The organism is Desulforhopalus singaporensis (assembly GCF_900104445.1).
Classification (GTDB): Bacteria; Desulfobacterota; Desulfobulbia; order Desulfobulbales; family Desulfocapsaceae; genus Desulforhopalus_A; species Desulforhopalus_A singaporensis.
Window position 1 is genome coordinate 63,974 of the sequence record NZ_FNJI01000013.1, and the last position, 15,312, is coordinate 79,285.

Below are 15,312 nucleotides of genomic sequence, written 5' to 3' on the forward strand. Positions count from 1 at the left end.
TGGCGGGGTTTTAGATGAGATCGATGACCGCCTCTTTTTCTCCCTTGAGTTCCTCTTCGGTGGCATTCATCATCTTCTGCTGAAATTCACCGATTTCAAGGCCGGTTACCTCCTTCCATTCACCGTTTTCACAGGTGATGGGCAGGGCGTAAATCAGATCTTCGTCGATACTGTAGCTGTTGCCCTTGGAGAAAACACCCATGCTCACCCATCGTCCGTCTGAGCCAAGCGCCCAGTCTCTCATGTGATCGATGGCCGCAGATGCGGCGGATGCTGCACTGGATGCTCCACGCGCCTTGATGATAGCCGCGCCCCGCTGCTGAACGGTGGGGATGAATTCATTGACGTACCAGTCGTTGTCAACCGCATCTTTTACCGGTGCACCGTCCACGGTTGCGTTGGCAATGTCGGGAAACTGGGTGGCCGAATGGTTGCCCCAGACGACCATCTTCTCAACCTTGGTCGAATGGCTGTCTGTTTTGGTGGCAATCTGGCTCATTGAGCGGTTGTGATCAAGACGCATCATCGCGGTGAAGTTGCGGGGATTCAGGTCCGGTGCGTTTTTCATGGCGATGAGGCAGTTGGTGTTTGCCGGGTTGCCAACCACAAGAACCTTGACGTCCTTGCTGGCGTTGTCATTCAAGGCCTTGCCCTGAACGGTGAAGATCGCTCCGTTTGCCTTGAGCAGGTCCGATCTTTCCATGCCGGGACCGCGGGGGCGTGAACCGACGAGCAATGCAAAGTCGGCATCCTTGAAGGCGACGTTCGGGTCGTCGCTGGTGATGATACCGTGAACCAGAGGAAAAGCGCAGTCGTTAAGTTCCATAACGACTCCTTGAAGTGCTTCCATCGCCGGTGGAATTTCAAGAAGCTGGAGGATAACCGGCTGGTCTTTCCCGAGCATATCTCCTGCTGCCACGCGAAAAATAAGGGAATAACTGATTTGGCCGGCTGCGCCGGTTATTGCAACACGTACTGGGGTTTTCATTTTGACCTCCGTTGGAAGTGTTTCAGATAAAATCGCAAAGACGTCATGGTGTTCTATTGACCAGAGCCAAGATAACATAATGTCTGGGAGGAATCCAGTGTATGGGACCCCAGCCAGTCCGATTTCTTATCAATAGTGTTGATGATAAGCCAAATTGTTTCTAACGTGTTGTGTTTTCGGGCTTTCCGTACCCTCCCCCGCCGGGTGTGGCGATGACGAAAATATCGCCTGCAGGGACAAAAACTTCATCGTTGCCCTTTACCGCGGTTGTGGAACCGTCTCTGTGCAGCACTATGTTTTCCCCTTTTTGTCCCGCCTCCCCTCCGGCCAGGCCATACGGCTCCGTTTCCCGGTGTGACGACAGGATAGTGGCGGTCATCGGCTCCAAAAACCGTATTTTCCTCACCACGCCGTCTCCGCCCCTGAACTTGCCGCCCCCGCCTGACCCGCGCCGGATGGCAAAGGATTCCACGCGAATGGGAAAACGCCACTCGACAACCTCAGGGTCGGTCATCCTGGTATTGGTCATATGGGAGTGAACGGCGCTGGTTCCGTGATGATCAGGGCCTGCGCCTGTTCCTCCGCAGATTGTTTCATAGTTCTGGTGAGTGGCGTTGCCGTAGACAAAATTGTTCATGGTCCCCTGGGAGGACGCCAGCACCCCGAGAGCGCCGTAGAGGGCGTCGGTGATAGCCTGTGATACTTCGGTATTGCCGGAAATAACCGCTGCCGGGAATTCCGGGCTGATCATCGATCGTTTTGGGATAATCAGTCTCAGCGGTACCATGCACCCCTGGTTGAGGGGAATGTTGTCGGCGACAAGGGTTCTGAAGACATACAGGACCGCCGCCTTGCATACCGCCGTGGGGGCGTTGTAGTTGCCGGGGTCCTGGGCGGAGGTGCCGCTGAAATCGATTGTCGCTTCACGCTTATTTTTATCAACGGCAATGGCCACGCGGATTTTTCTGCCACCGTCCATCGGGTAGGTGAAACTGCAGTCCTGCAGCACGTCCAGCACACGGCGCACCGATTCCTCGGCGTTGTCCTGGACGTGCTTCATATAGGCGTGAACCACTGCGATGCCGAAGTGATCGACCATCTTCAGCAGCTCCCGTGCGCCGGTTTTGTTGGCGGCAATCTGCGCGGTAAGGTCAGCTATGTTCTGTCTTATATTCCTGCACGGGTATTTTCCCGACTCAAGGAGTTCGATTGTTTGCTGTTCTCTCAGCACCCCCTCTTCAACCAGGAGGAAGTTGTCTATCAGCACGCCCTCTTCTTCAATGTGGCAACTGTCGGGCGGGGAAGAGCCGGGAGTCCTTCCTCCGATATCCGCGTGGTGTCCCCTTGACCCCACGTAGAACAGGATCTCTTTGCAATCTGCGGAAAATACTGGTGAGATAACGGTGACATCGGGCAGATGCGTGCCGCCGTTGTAGGGCGCGTTGAGCATGTAGACGTTGCCCGGACGCATACTGGTGCGGTTTTCCCTGATAACGGTTTTGATAGATTCTCCCATCGACCCGAGGTGGACAGGAATGTGGGGGGCGTTGGCCACGAGATTTCCTGCGGGATCGAAAAGAGCGCAGGAAAAATCGAGCCTTTCCTTAATGTTTACCGAATATGCGGTGTTAGCAAGAGTCGCCCCCATCTGTTCGGCGATGGACATGAACAGGTTGTTGAACACCTCGAGCATGACCGGGTCGGCCAGGGTGCCGATGGCGCGCTTCTTTGGTCGCTTTTCATATCTTTCGAGGATAAGGTGGCCGTGGCTGTTGACCATGGCCCGCCACCCTTTTTCGACAACTATGGTTCCGGTTGGCTCCGAGATTATCGCCGGACCGTTTATCAGACCGTTTTGCCCAAGGTTGCCGCGAAGATAGAGCGGGGCTTTTACAAAAGCGGAGTCGGAGAACATCGACACCGAGTCGATGGGGGCAGCATCGGCTGCAGCAGCCGGTAGAAAGAGCCGGTCGTCCGTCATGGTGTCGGTCCTGCCGGCCGCCTCCACCGACAGCGCCTCGACGACCATGTCGCGTTCCTTGGCGATAAAGCCGAATCGCTGCCCGTGGGCTCGTTCAAATTCCGCGATCATGGCCTCTTTATTGCCGCTGTCCACCAAGAGGGTCGAGTCGGTGCCTTCGTACCTGATGTGCACCCTGGTCGCTATGTCGATTTTGTCAGGAGCAATTCCCTGGGCCATAACCTGCTGTCTGACCTCTTCTTTCAGGGGAAGGGAGGCGGTCTCTATCTTGTCCGGGGCCTGGTCGTCAAGGACAAATTCGAGCTGGATGTCCCGAAGTGCTCCGATGTTGGCGAGCCCCATTCCGTAGGCGGACAGTACTCCGGCAAAAGGATGGATGAACACCCTTTTCATCCCCAGCGCGTCGGCCACCAGACAGGCGTGCTGGCCCCCGGCTCCGCCGAAACAGTTCAGGGTATACCCGGTAACGTCGTAACCGCGCTGTACCGAGATCTTCTTGATGGCGTTGGCCATATTTTCAACGGCGATTTTTAAAAAGCCTTCCGCGACCTGTTCCGGAAGAGGCGGCTCATCCTGGGCCGCCTGGCCGATGCGTTCGGCAAGATTTTTGAAACTATGCTGGACAACCTGGCGGTCAAGGGGCTGGTCGCCGCGGGGACCAAAGACCTTGGGGAAATATTCAGGCTGGATTTTTCCGAGCATCACGTTGCAGTCGGTGACTGTCAAAGGACCTCCCCGCCGGTAACACGCAGGCCCCGGGTTGGCTCCGGCGGATTCCGGGCCGACACGATACCTGGAGCCGTCGAAAGCCAGGATGGAGCCCCCCCCTGCGGCGACGGTATGGATATGCATCATGGGGGCCCTCATCCGCACCCCTGCGACCGTGGTCTCAAAACTTCTTTCATACTCCCCGGCGTAGTGGGCAACGTCGGTCGATGTTCCCCCCATATCGAAGCCGATGAGTCTTGTGTATCCGGCATCGGCGGCGGTTTTCGCCATTCCCACGACACCTCCGGCAGGACCCGAGAGAATCGCATCCTTGCCCTGGAAGAGGTTCGCGTCCGTCAGGCCGCCGTTGGACTGCATGAACATAAGTTGAGGGCCGGTCCGGTCCGACGAGCCGAGCTGTTTGGCAACGCGGTTGACGTATCTGCGCAGGATCGGGGAGAGATATGCATCGACAACAGTGGTGTCCCCACGGGAAACGAGTTTCATGAGGGGACTCACCCGGTGGCTGACGGAGATCTGGGTGAAGCCTGTTTCCTGTGCTATAGCCGCGGCCCTCTGTTCATGGCGGTTGTACCGGTATCCGTGCATGAAGGCGATGGCCACGGAACGGATACCCAGGTCGAAACTATGGCGCAACTCCCTGCGCACGGCTTCTTCGTCGAGTGTGGTTACCAGTTCGCCGTTTGCGCCGATGCGCTCCCTGACTTCGCTGACCCGTTCATAGAGCATCTCCGGCAGGACAATATGGCGGGCGAATAGATCGGGGCGGGTCTGGTAGCCGATTCGCAGACAATCGCCGAAACCTTCGGTTATAAGAAGGAGGGTGCGGTCTCCTTTTCGCTCGAGCAGGGCGTTGGTGGCGACCGTGGTGCCCATCTTGACCGAACCGATGATGTTTTTGGGTATCTCTTTTTCAGTGGAAAGACCCAGCAGCTCTTTTATACCTTGTACCGCGGCATCACTGTACTTCTCTGGGTTTTCCGAGAGCAGTTTGTGGGTTATGAGGCTGCCGTCCGGTTTTTGGGCAACTATATCGGTGAAGGTTCCGCCGCGATCTATCCAGATGTGCCATCTCGCCATCGCATATTCTCCGGGTGGTGCTGGGCTGTGGGGACTCTGGCATTCTCCTTAACCACGGTAGAGCCGGCGCATGGTCCGATCTGTTTCCCCGGTAATGGTTACAGCTCCTGCAGGTTATCCGCCTTGCGGATGTCCTCTTTCATCAGCTTGTAATTAATGGCGTCCACCAGGGCCTGCCAGCTTGCCTCGATAATATTCACCGATACGCCAACAGTTCCCCAGGAGCAGTACTGGTCCCAGCTTTCCACCAGCACCCGGACCCGGGCCTGGGTCCCATGTTCACCTGAGAGAACGCGGACCTTGTAGTCGCTGAGCACCATTTCCTCAAGGCAGGGATAATATTCGGTGAGTGCTTTGCGGATTGCCGCGTCAAGGGCGTTGACAGGACCATCCCCCATGGCTGCGGTGTGGACTTCGTTGCCGCCGATAAAAAGACGTATGGTCGCTTCAGTGAGGGGCGGCTTGTCCATCCGGTATTTATGGTTCATCACCCTGAAGCTTTCAAACTTGAAATAGTTGCGCTGCAGTCCCATGGCTTTTCGCATGAGCAGCTCAAAACTTGCCTCGGCACCCTCGTACTGGTAACCGCAATTTTCAAGTTCCTTGAGTTCGCTGATGATGGTGGCAAGAATCGGGTCGTCGGGATTGAGTTTTAGACCCCACTGCTTGGCCTTGTGCAAGATGTTGGAGCGGCCGCTCTGGTCGGAAATGAGAATTCTGCGGATGTTGCCGATCTTGTCCGGGGTGATGTGCTCGTAGGTTACGGGATTCTTCTTTACCGCGCTGACATGTATGCCCCCTTTGTGGGCAAAAGCGGATTCCCCGACATACGGCTGGTAACGGTTGTGGGGGAGATTGGCCAGCTCGTTGACCAGCCGGGAAGTCGAGTTGAGCTGTTCGATGTGCTTGCGGACCTCGCATTCCACCCCCAGCTTAAAAACCAGGGCGGGGATGATCGAGGTGAGGTTGGCGTTGCCGCACCGTTCGCCAAAGCCGTTTATGGTTCCCTGGATCTGTTTCACCTTGCCGACGGATACCGCAGTGATCGAGTTGGCCACCGCAGTTTCGGAGTCGTTATGGGAATGGATGCCAAGGGGAACGCTTTTGCCAAGGCCTGAAAGGAACTCGTTGACCTGGCTGATAATGGGGCCGATCTCGTGGGGCAGAGTGCCGCCGTTGGTGTCGCACAGGATCAGTGTTTCCGCTCCGCCGTCAACTGCTGCTTCCAGTGTTTTCAGGGCATATTCACGATTGTTCTTGAAGCCGTCGAAAAAATGTTCGGCGTCGTAGAACAGGTGCTCGACCCTGGGTTTTAAAAACGCCAGAGTGTCGCTGATAATCTGCAGATTGTCTTCAAGGGAGATAAAGAGCGCCTCGGTCACGTGAATATCCCAGCTTTTGCCAAAAATCGTGACGACCGGCGTCTTGGCGCTGAGCAGCGCAGCCAGGTTGGGGTCCTGGTCGGGGCTGTTCTTGATATGCCGGGTGGATCCGAAGGCTGCCAGTTTGGCGTGTTTGAGCTGTACGTTCTGCATCTTGTTGAAAAATTCAACGGAGATGGGGTTGGACCCGGGCCAGCCGCCTTCGATGAAATCGATGCCAAGGTTGTCGAGAGCGAGAGCGATGCGGACCTTGTCATCAACGGAGAGATTGAAATTTTCTGCCTGGGTTCCGTCACGAAGGGTGGTGTCGTAAAGTTCAACGTAATGCGCCATGATGTTCCTGTATAGCCCCGGTTAAAAGCGGATTTTGGTCTGAAAGTAATGGGTTATTGCTGGATCTCGGCAACAGAACAGGACGATGACCGGAGAAGCAGCCGTTTGGACTGAAATGCAACCCTCAATGATAAAGGACTTGGCGTTAAAAAGCAAAATTTAATGTAACTCTGGCGTAGGCAGGGGGTTTATCCTCATCCGCCTGTAACGATGTCAGGAAAACGGCCAAGCGACTGCGCTTTTTTCCTGTATTTCCGGCATTGGTAATACCATTTAAAAAGCAGCGCCGGACATTTTCCGGATCGGGAACGACTATTTCCCGTCCCGGGGGAGGTAATGACGGTGTAACTATGTTGTCTCAGCTTTATTTATCCTGGTCGGAAAAGTTAGGTGTCGCTATTCTGCCGCTTTTTTAGCGCTCTATAATAGGTGTAGGAAAAAACAGCGTCGCTGCGCTATACCTGGCTGACTATGTTTATGAAAAATTGTTATTACAGGATGTTGTGCCATTTGTTCGGGAAAATATATTGAACTGCTATGTTTTTTTTTGTACCATTTGTCCGGGCTCTCAACCGCGAAGGGGCAGAAAGCATAACGGGCAACTATTTCAGGGATGGATGAGTATGAACTTAAAACCGATAAAGCCGAAGCGGATTTCCGACCAGGTTTTTGAACAGATACGTGAGCTGATCTACCGGGGTGAGTTTAAGCCCGGTCAGCAGATTTTACCTGAAAGAGAGCTTGCCCAGTCCATGGCGGTGAGCAGGACCTCTGTAAGAAACGCTATCAACAAGCTGGTTATCATGGGGCTTTTGGAGCACAGGCAGGGGCAGGGGACTTTTGTCAGCTCCCCGGAAAATAGGGAGGGCAACCCCCTGGCCGCCGCGATGGCGACCGATGAGGCGACTTTTGATGATTTGCTTGAGGTGCGGTTGGGGTTGGAATGCAATGCAGCCTATCTGGCTGCGCAGAGAGCAACCGAATCCGACGTTGTCGCCATCAGAAAGAGCCTGGAGGAGATGGAAGAGGATCTGAGGTCTACCGACCAGATAGGGTCCGGTCCGGACACCGCTTTTCATATGGCTGTTACCTTCTCGACCAAGAATCCGGTACTGATTTACCTGATGCGAAATTTTTATGATTTTCTTTTCGTTGGCATCAAAAAGAACCTGGCCCGTATGTATCTGGATCGTAACGCTCTGGAAGAAGTCATCGAGCATCATCGCAAGATATTCAAGGCCATCGAGGAGCGTAAACCGAGAAAGGCTTACGAGGCGATGGAGACTCACATCAAGTTTGTACAGGACTATTTCCGGTCTAGAAACGGCTGAGCTGTCGTCACCTGTTTTTTTCTCTCCCTTGTCAGGCCTTGCCGGGGATGATGCGTGTGTGGAGAAATGAAGCTGTTTTTGGCGGCAGAAAAATTCATATTATTTTCTTGCCAAAAAGGGAGGAGACGAGGTTCACTGCCATCTGCGCCGTTCTGTTCTGGATATCGAGAATCGGGTTTATTTCCATAATATCGACGGAGTGCAGTTTTCCCGTATCGGCAAGCATTTCCATTACCAGCTGGCCTTCGCGGTAGGTGAGCCCTCCCTGGGAAGGGGTGCCTACGCCCGGTGCGTCGAGCGGGTCCATGACGTCGAGATCAAGGCTGACGTGCAGCTTGTCCAGGCTGCCCAGCTTGTCCAGTGTTCTCAGCACAACCTGGCGGATGCCGAATTCGTCCACATCCCTCATGGTGTATATTGTGACCCCGGAGTCTCTGATCAGCTTTTTTTCCTGGTCGTCGAGTTCGCGCTGTCCTATAAGGACCACGTTTTCAGGTTTTACCTTGGGTCCCTTACGGCCCACGTTTACCAGCTCTTCTGGTCCCAGGCCGAGCAGTACCGCCAGCGCCATGCCGTGAACATTCTGGCTGTCGGATGTCTCCGGGGTGTTGAAGTCGCCATGGGCGTCGATCCACAAGAGGCCCACTTCTGAGTTGTCGGTGACCCCGCCGACCGTTCCGACCGAGGAGGAGTGGTCTCCTCCGAGAAAGATCGGTATTTCTCCGGCCTCAATTGACTCTTTCCCCAGCTTGTAGGCGCTGCGGCAGCCTTCGCAGATAAGCGGCAACCTTTCTCGAAGGCTTGTTCCCGACAGTTCGTAGCGTCCCGGAATGGTAATGTTGCCGCTGTCGCGGCAGCTGTAGCCCAGGGCTGTAAGATTTGAAGCCAGGTCGGCATAACGCACGGCGCTGGGGCCCATGTCGACTCCACGGTGGCTCTGGCCAAGGTCCATCGGGACTCCGATGATGCGGACAGGTCTATTTTTCATTTGCGGTATCTGCTTTATTGTTTCAGGTGGTTCCAGAGATTGACTATGAAATCCTGAACGTTGGTGAGAATCGCCTGGGCCTGGGCGGAACCGCGATTTGCAAGTTTGTCCGCGCTGAACTCGGACATGTCGACAACGTAAAAATAGACCGGACGGACCGTGCCGTCGTCAAGTATCTTGTAGCCGGGGGTCATGTTGCCAAAAGCAATGGAGTGGAGCTGGGTGGCCATGGTTATTACCGTGGTCGCTTTTCTCGCGTGCTCGCGCATCATGTCTTGGGAGTGGTAGACGTTGCCCACCGTTTCCGGCAGCGGACCGTCGTCTCTTATCGATCCGGCCAGAACGTAGGGAATATTGTTTTTTTCGCAGGCGTACATGATCCCGTCACTGATATCGAGGGCTCTTATCGCCTTGCCGATGGAACCCGCCTTGCGAACCTCGTTGAGAATATCAAGGTGGTTGTAATGGCCCATCGGCTGCAGTGCCTGGGAATAGATATTCTGGCCTAGTCCGGTCTGGTAGACGGCGGCTTCGATATCGTGGGTGGCAAGTGCGTTGCCGGCCATCAGGGCGTGGCAGAAACCGTTTTCGATAAGCCCCTGCATGGCGGACCTGGAATCTTTATCAAAGGCCACCGCCGGGCCGAGCACCCAGACTATGTGGCCGTCGGCCCTGTCGTGTTTGAGGATTTCATAGAGGGAATCGTAAGAGTAGGAAAAAGGGGTCTCCCGCGTTCCCCGTGAGCGAAAGGCAAATTTGTCTTCGTTCTCCTCGCTCCGGGTGAACCCGCTGTTGTGAACGAGAATTCCCTCTTCGCCGTTTTCGGTGCGTCCGGTAACCACCATGTCCCCCTGCCTGAGGTTGCGCGCCTCGACAACGCTTATCTTTTGGTCCTTGACGACGAAGACCGCATCCATCCGGCTTTCCGGGGCCAGCACCCATTTGGCCTCGCCAATCTTAATATATTCAGGATGATTTGAGGTCGCATGGTAGCTTGCCGGGGCAATTCCGTCGGCAGGGGCTGGTGCAAGCAGCGCCGGGGGGCTTTTTCTCAGGTGCGAAAGAGTAAAATCGGGGGGAGTGTAAGTGACGGTAAGAGTCATATAATGCCTCAGTATGAAGGATTTTTTCATGTCGCCGCAATTGGTATAAGTATAGGCTTGTTCACCCAAAAATGCAACGTGCCAGGTCAGGGGCGGTTGTCCTTTGTTGTTGCGGGAAAAAACCGTACGCAAAAGGTATTGCAGGTTGTGGTGAAAGGGGAAATAGGTCACAATGGTTGAACCCGTCGATAATTAGTTTTACAATTCAATTTGTCGATATTTTTGGGAGTTTTCTTGAATCCGGCAGGAGACTGTAGATGAATCGATCCGCATACCTGACAACTAGTCTGGCGGTCAAGGTGCTTTCCAGCCTCTCGAAAGCCAATATCATTTTGCATGGCGAGAGCAATATACCCGATGGGCCAGTCATCTTTGTCATTAACCATTTCACCCGTATTGAGACGGTTCTGGTCCCCACTGTCATATTTAATCTGACCGACAAGCCGGTCTGGTCACTGGCATCGGCGGATCTGTTCAGAGGGGGGCTCGAGAAATTTTTTGACCTGGTGGGGGCCGTTGCCACCAATGCGCCGAACAGGGACGAACTGATTGTAGGCACTCTTCTGAGCGGTGAAGCGAACTGGATCATTTTTCCAGAAGGAAGCATGGTCAAGACCAAGCAGATTGTCCGCAGCGGTAAATATATGATCACCGACCCCACGGGGATGCACGCTCCCCACACCGGGGCGGCGGCCCTAGCCCTTCGGGCGGAACTCTACCGTACCTGTCTTACCCGCAAATTTGGCGAATCGTCGCACCGGGAACAGGTTATGCCGGCATGGCTGGAAAAAGAGGGCCTTGCCAACATCTCTTTTGAAGAGACCAGGCTGGTCCCGGTGAATATAACCTACTATCCTATCCGGACCGCTGAAAATATAGCTTCAAATCTTGCCGCGAAGGTGGTCAGGGATATCCCGGATAGCATGATTGAAGAGATTATGACGGAGGGGACGATGCTGCTCTCCGGAGTTGATCTCGATATCAGGTTCGGCAAACCGATCGGGGTTGGGGAGTATCTTGAAGAAGAATGGGTGGCGGAACATCTGTCCCAGGGCGGGCTCGAGGGATTCGGTGTCTCCGATGCTCTGAAGGCGAAGATGATGAACAAGGCTCAGATCGTAATGCAGCGCTATATGAAAGAGATCTATGCCATGACCACGGTTAATCATGACCATCTCTTCGCCTCGGTGCTGCGGATGTACCACTTTATGCAGATATCGGAGACCAGCTTCAGGCGCCGGGTATTCTATGCTGCGGCCAAGATCAGCCGGGGCGCCGATGGCCTTGGTCAACTGTGCCTGCACAAGTCTCTCCAGGAGAATCAGGCTCACCTGATGACCGATGACAGGTATAAAAAATATGAAAATTTCCTGGAACTGTGCCGTGAAAAAAAGGTGGTGGAGAAACATGGAGCGATCCTTGTCCGGGACAGGAGGAAGTTGTCCGCACCCCTTAGCGTACACAGAGGGCGTGTGGATAACCCCATTGAGGTAATGGCAAACGAAGTGGAGCCGCTTGGGCGCCTTCAATCCTTTCTGCGCTCGGTTGCCTGGATGCCGGAAATTGTGTTGAAATGTGCCCTTGCAAAAATGTTGTTCCGGCAGGACGGAAGACAATATAAAACAGATTGTCAGGAGTACGTAAGCGGTGGCGCCGAAAGCAGGCAGTGTTCGGGAAAGCCGTTTCTTTTACCAGGTTACCGCCTGCAGACGGGAGTGTTGCTGGTGCACAGTTATCTGTCGGTACCCGAGGAAGTAAGGGGGTTGGCCCGGTATCTGCAAAACAGGGGATGCTGGGTCTATGCCGTGAGACTTCCGGGCCATGGAACGACAGAAAATGACCTTGCCTCGCGCAAGTTCAGGGAATGGAGCGAGGCGATCGAAAACGGCTACCTGCTGCTCAGCACTATCTGCAGGAGGGTGGTTGTTGGCGGTGTTGCGGTAGGTGGCAGCCTGAGCCTGGACCTGGCTGCACGGGTGAGGGAAGTGGCGGGGGTTTTCGCCATATGCCCCCCCTATTCCCTCGGTGATTACTCAACCATGTTCATGCCGGGGCAGGAGTTGTGGAGCCGTGTTCTCAGCAGGTTGAAACGGGAGGAAAAAGAAGAGACGTTTATCGATTTCCCCCATGGCGATACCCGGGTGAACTACCCCCGTAATCCGGTGAAAGGCATAAGGGAGGTCGGCAAGTTTCTCGAGTCTATCGAAAAGAGTTATGCGCTCATCGATCAGCCTGCCTTGATCATCCAGGCCGACAACAATCCGGTTGTGGCGCCGAAGGGATCAAGGCGGCTCTGGGAACAGATCGGTTCCGAAGACAAGGAGTTTTGTCTTCTGAGCTCGGACAGGCATGTGCTGGTAAACGAGGCGAATAAAGAGAAAGTGTTCCGCAGGATAGCCGCCTTTATCAAGGAACTCTGACTGTTATTGCAAACAGCTCAGGTAAATTTACACTGTTTTGCCAATGAAAATAGAGGATATAAAGACACAGGGAGAGGTGTGGACAGAGTATTACGACGCCTTTGGTTATTTTTCACCAGACAATGTCAGGCCTCTGTGTGAGCCTCGCAGGATGGTGCATGGCAGAGGAAGCGATAAAGCCGTGATCCTTGTTCACGGACTCACCGATGCTCCTTACGCCATGATGGCTGTTGGAGATCATTTTCACCGCGCTCTCGGCTACGATGTCTATCTGCCCCTGCTTCACTGCCACGGTCTGCAAGATCCCGCAGGGATGGAAGAGGTCTTGCTTGCCGAGTGGAAGAACAATATCTCTTTTGCGCTTGAGACGGCTGGTCGTTCTGCCTGCAGGGTTGCGATTGGCGGATTGTCCACCGGCGGAGCGCTGGCGTTTCATTTCGCTGCCGTCGACCCCAGGGTGACGGGGGAGCTTTACCTGTTTTCCGGGGCGTTCGGTTTGTACGGCGGACCGGCAAATATGTTCAGCGACCTGGTGGAGCAGCTGGTCATGTTGCCGTCCGTCGATCGGTTGTCGAATTCCGCATCCCTGGTTGGCCAGAACCCTTACCGGTACAGCAGGATACCTATCGTTGCTGTGCGGCAACTGGTCAGGCTGATGAGGGAAAACGACGAACTGATCGCCGGATTCCTAAAACAGCGGGCTTTCGGCAAAAGGATTTTTTCCGCCTGGACGGCGGCGGATACCGTCTTGAACATCAAGAAAATCGAACAGCTGGCGAAAATTGTTCCCGACGATATGTACTGCTCGTTCGTGATAGATAAAAAAGAAAAAGTCAAACATGCGGGAGTGGTGTTGTCCCGGCCTGTTTATCCGTTGGGCGGCGGCGACGGGGATTCGCCCCTGGAACTTCCCAATCCCCGTTTTGGTGAAATGATGGCGGTGGTAAGCCGCTTTGAAAAAAATGAACCGTGCAATCAGGTGCAAACATCTCAGGTTTGATACATTGTCGCTATTTCCCGCTCCATCCGCTTTTCCACCACTTTTCTCTTAACTTTCAGTGTCGGGGTGAGCAGTCCGTCTTCCACCGTCCACGGTGAGAGACTGAGGTTTACGTCCTTGATAAACGCATATCCCGGGAAGTTGACCAGCAGTTTTTCAATGCGATTTAAAATGATTTTTTTGGTTTCTGGCGTCTTGAGGGACTCCTCCGCAGGGGAGAGTCCGGATTTGTTTGCCAGCTCCTCCCACAGGTGCCGGTTGAGAACGCAGAGCAGCGTAAGATAGGGTCGCCCTTCACCCACGACCATGGTCGTCTCAAACAGAGGATCGATGCTGATTGCCAGCTCCATATCGGTCGGGGCCACCTTCTCTCCGTTGCTGAGCACCAGTATTTCTTTCAGTCTTCCGGTAATGCGGATATGTCCGTTGGAGAGTTCGGCCTTGTCGCCGGTATACAGCCAGCCGTTTTCATCGATGGCAGCCGCTGTCGCCTGTTCATTGTTCCAGTATCCGAGCATGACACAGGTCCCTTTTACCAGAAGCTCGTTGTTTTCGCCGATTTTCACGCCTACCCCGGGAAGTGGACGTCCGACTCCGTCGGGGCGATTGTCGTCCTGCCTGTTGACACTGACGATGGGGCTGGTTTCGGTCAGGCCATACCCCTGGTAAAGAGGGAGTCCCAACCCTATGAAGAATCTGGAGATGTTTTCCGACAAAGGCGCGCCGCCGGTAATTACGACCCGGAGCCTGTTGCCCAGCCTTGCTCGTACCTTGCTGCCAACCAGCAGGTCGAGAAGCGGTTTTGCCAGAAGTATGGAAGACCAGCTGCCCCGCCCCTGACTGAGCAGGAATGATTTCCAGCCGCACTCCACGGCGGTGTGGAAAAGTTTCTGTTTTATGTCTGGCTCGCTGGCAATTTTAGTCTGGATTCCCGAATATATTTTTTCAAAAATACGAGGAACGGCAACGAGCACCGTGGGCTTTACAGTGGCCAGGTCTTCTGCCAGGTCTACAATGGAGCGGCAGTATGCCACGCTGCTGCCGGCCATCATCGGCAGATAGTATCCCGCGGTGCGTTCCAGCATGTGGGACAGAGGGAGAAAAGAGAGAAAACGATCCGACGGCAAAATATCCATGCACTGGAGTCCGTTGTAGCAATTTTCCAGGATATTGGTGTGGCTGAGCATGACTCCCTTGGGGGGGCCGGTTGTACCGGAGGTGTAGACGATGGTTGCAATTTTTTCGATTTCAGGGGTGAATTTTGGGAGGATCTGGCTGTCGGGAGGAAGCCATGTTGATGCGCAGGCAAGCTGCGGCTTGTTTTTCTGGTATCTGCAGTCATCCAGGGTGATTATTCGTTGAAGACTGGGAACTTGTTCAAGTTCCGACGCAAGATGGCTATAGTAGGAGTCGCCTGGGCACAGTAATATTTTTGTGGAGGTGTCGCGCAGTATATAGCCTATATTTTCCGGACGGTCATTTACATAGAGCGGGACGACCGATAAACCGAGCGATAGAGCCGCCTGTTCGTAGGCCACCCAGTGAGGAGAGTTCGCAAGCATCACACCAACCCGGTCTTTCGGCTGGAGATTCTCGTGTTGCAGCGCGAATCGCCACCTGGCAACCATATGCTGCATTTTGGCCCAGGTTATGTCGATCCATTGCTGAACATTTTTGTCGTAGTAGGTGTACGCTGTTTTTTCTGGCGATCGGGCAACTCGTTCAAGAAAGAGTCCGGGCAGGGTGCTGCAGGACTCCGGAGAAATGTAGTCGACAACTTCTTTCATAACCGCACCTCCTGTAACGGCCTGTAAAAACAGTATGGCCGGGTGCCACCAGGTTGGATCTGTTCAGTCAGGCTCTTGTTGATGCCGCATAAAAGTTTTCTACTTAATAATACGATGACTCTCCCATACTATGCAACCATATTGTTTCATGGTGAAATTTTATAGATATATTAGTTTGTTATTTGGTCAA

The 15,312-nt window shown here is 54.2% G+C and carries 8 protein-coding genes and 1 pseudogene; 3 read left to right on the forward strand and 6 right to left on the reverse strand.

Going from position 1 to position 15,312, the window contains the following annotated elements; all coding sequences use genetic code 11:
- Positions 1 to 10: 10 nt before the first annotated feature.
- The 3 genes from BLQ17_RS10620 to cimA all read right to left on the reverse strand — a co-directional run bounded on the left by BLQ17_RS10620 (position 11) and on the right by cimA (position 6,493).
- A complete protein-coding gene (locus BLQ17_RS10620) occupies positions 11 to 988 on the reverse strand; it encodes a malate dehydrogenase (protein ID WP_092222632.1) in 978 nt (325 codons plus the stop codon).
- 160 nt (positions 989 to 1,148) lie between these two features.
- Positions 1,149 to 4,778: a hydantoinase B/oxoprolinase family protein gene (locus tag BLQ17_RS10625; RefSeq protein WP_092222633.1), complete on the reverse strand. Its 3,630-nt coding sequence runs from the start codon at positions 4,776 to 4,778 to the stop codon at positions 1,149 to 1,151.
- Positions 4,779 to 4,876: 98 nt separating this feature from the next.
- On the reverse strand, positions 4,877 to 6,493 hold the full coding sequence (gene cimA / locus BLQ17_RS10630; RefSeq protein ID WP_092222635.1) for a citramalate synthase: 1,617 nt from the start codon (positions 6,491 to 6,493) through the stop codon (positions 4,877 to 4,879).
- Between the two features lie 623 nt (positions 6,494 to 7,116).
- Between cimA and BLQ17_RS10635 the strand changes: the two genes are divergently transcribed.
- Complete coding sequence (locus tag BLQ17_RS10635; RefSeq protein ID WP_245695098.1) at positions 7,117 to 7,824, forward strand: FadR/GntR family transcriptional regulator; 708 nt, start codon at positions 7,117 to 7,119, stop codon at positions 7,822 to 7,824.
- A gap of 94 nt (positions 7,825 to 7,918) precedes the next feature.
- Here BLQ17_RS10635 and rocF read toward each other — a convergent pair whose 3' ends face one another.
- A complete protein-coding gene (gene rocF / locus BLQ17_RS10640) occupies positions 7,919 to 8,812 on the reverse strand; it encodes an arginase (RefSeq protein WP_092222640.1) in 894 nt (297 codons plus the stop codon).
- A gap of 14 nt (positions 8,813 to 8,826) precedes the next feature.
- The gene (locus BLQ17_RS10645) at positions 8,827 to 9,915 is read right to left on the reverse strand and encodes a putative NPN-dependent ornithine cyclodeaminase (protein ID WP_092222712.1); all 1,089 of its coding nucleotides are present in this window, start codon (positions 9,913 to 9,915) and stop codon (positions 8,827 to 8,829) included.
- Between the two features lie 257 nt (positions 9,916 to 10,172).
- Between BLQ17_RS10645 and BLQ17_RS10650 the strand changes: the two genes are divergently transcribed.
- Both BLQ17_RS10650 and BLQ17_RS23690 read left to right on the forward strand, forming a co-directional pair.
- The gene (locus BLQ17_RS10650) at positions 10,173 to 12,335 is read left to right on the forward strand and encodes an alpha/beta fold hydrolase (RefSeq protein ID WP_092222642.1); all 2,163 of its coding nucleotides are present in this window, start codon (positions 10,173 to 10,175) and stop codon (positions 12,333 to 12,335) included.
- A 151-nt stretch (positions 12,336 to 12,486) separates the two neighbouring features.
- Positions 12,487 to 12,870: pseudogene (locus BLQ17_RS23690) on the forward strand (alpha/beta hydrolase); the annotation flags it as partial.
- Between the two features lie 455 nt (positions 12,871 to 13,325).
- On the opposite strand, the gene BLQ17_RS10660 reads toward BLQ17_RS23690, so the two are convergent.
- Positions 13,326 to 15,122, reverse strand: a complete 1,797-nt coding sequence (locus tag BLQ17_RS10660) for an AMP-dependent synthetase/ligase (protein ID WP_092222644.1) — start codon at positions 15,120 to 15,122, stop codon at positions 13,326 to 13,328.
- Positions 15,123 to 15,312 lie beyond the last annotated feature (190 nt).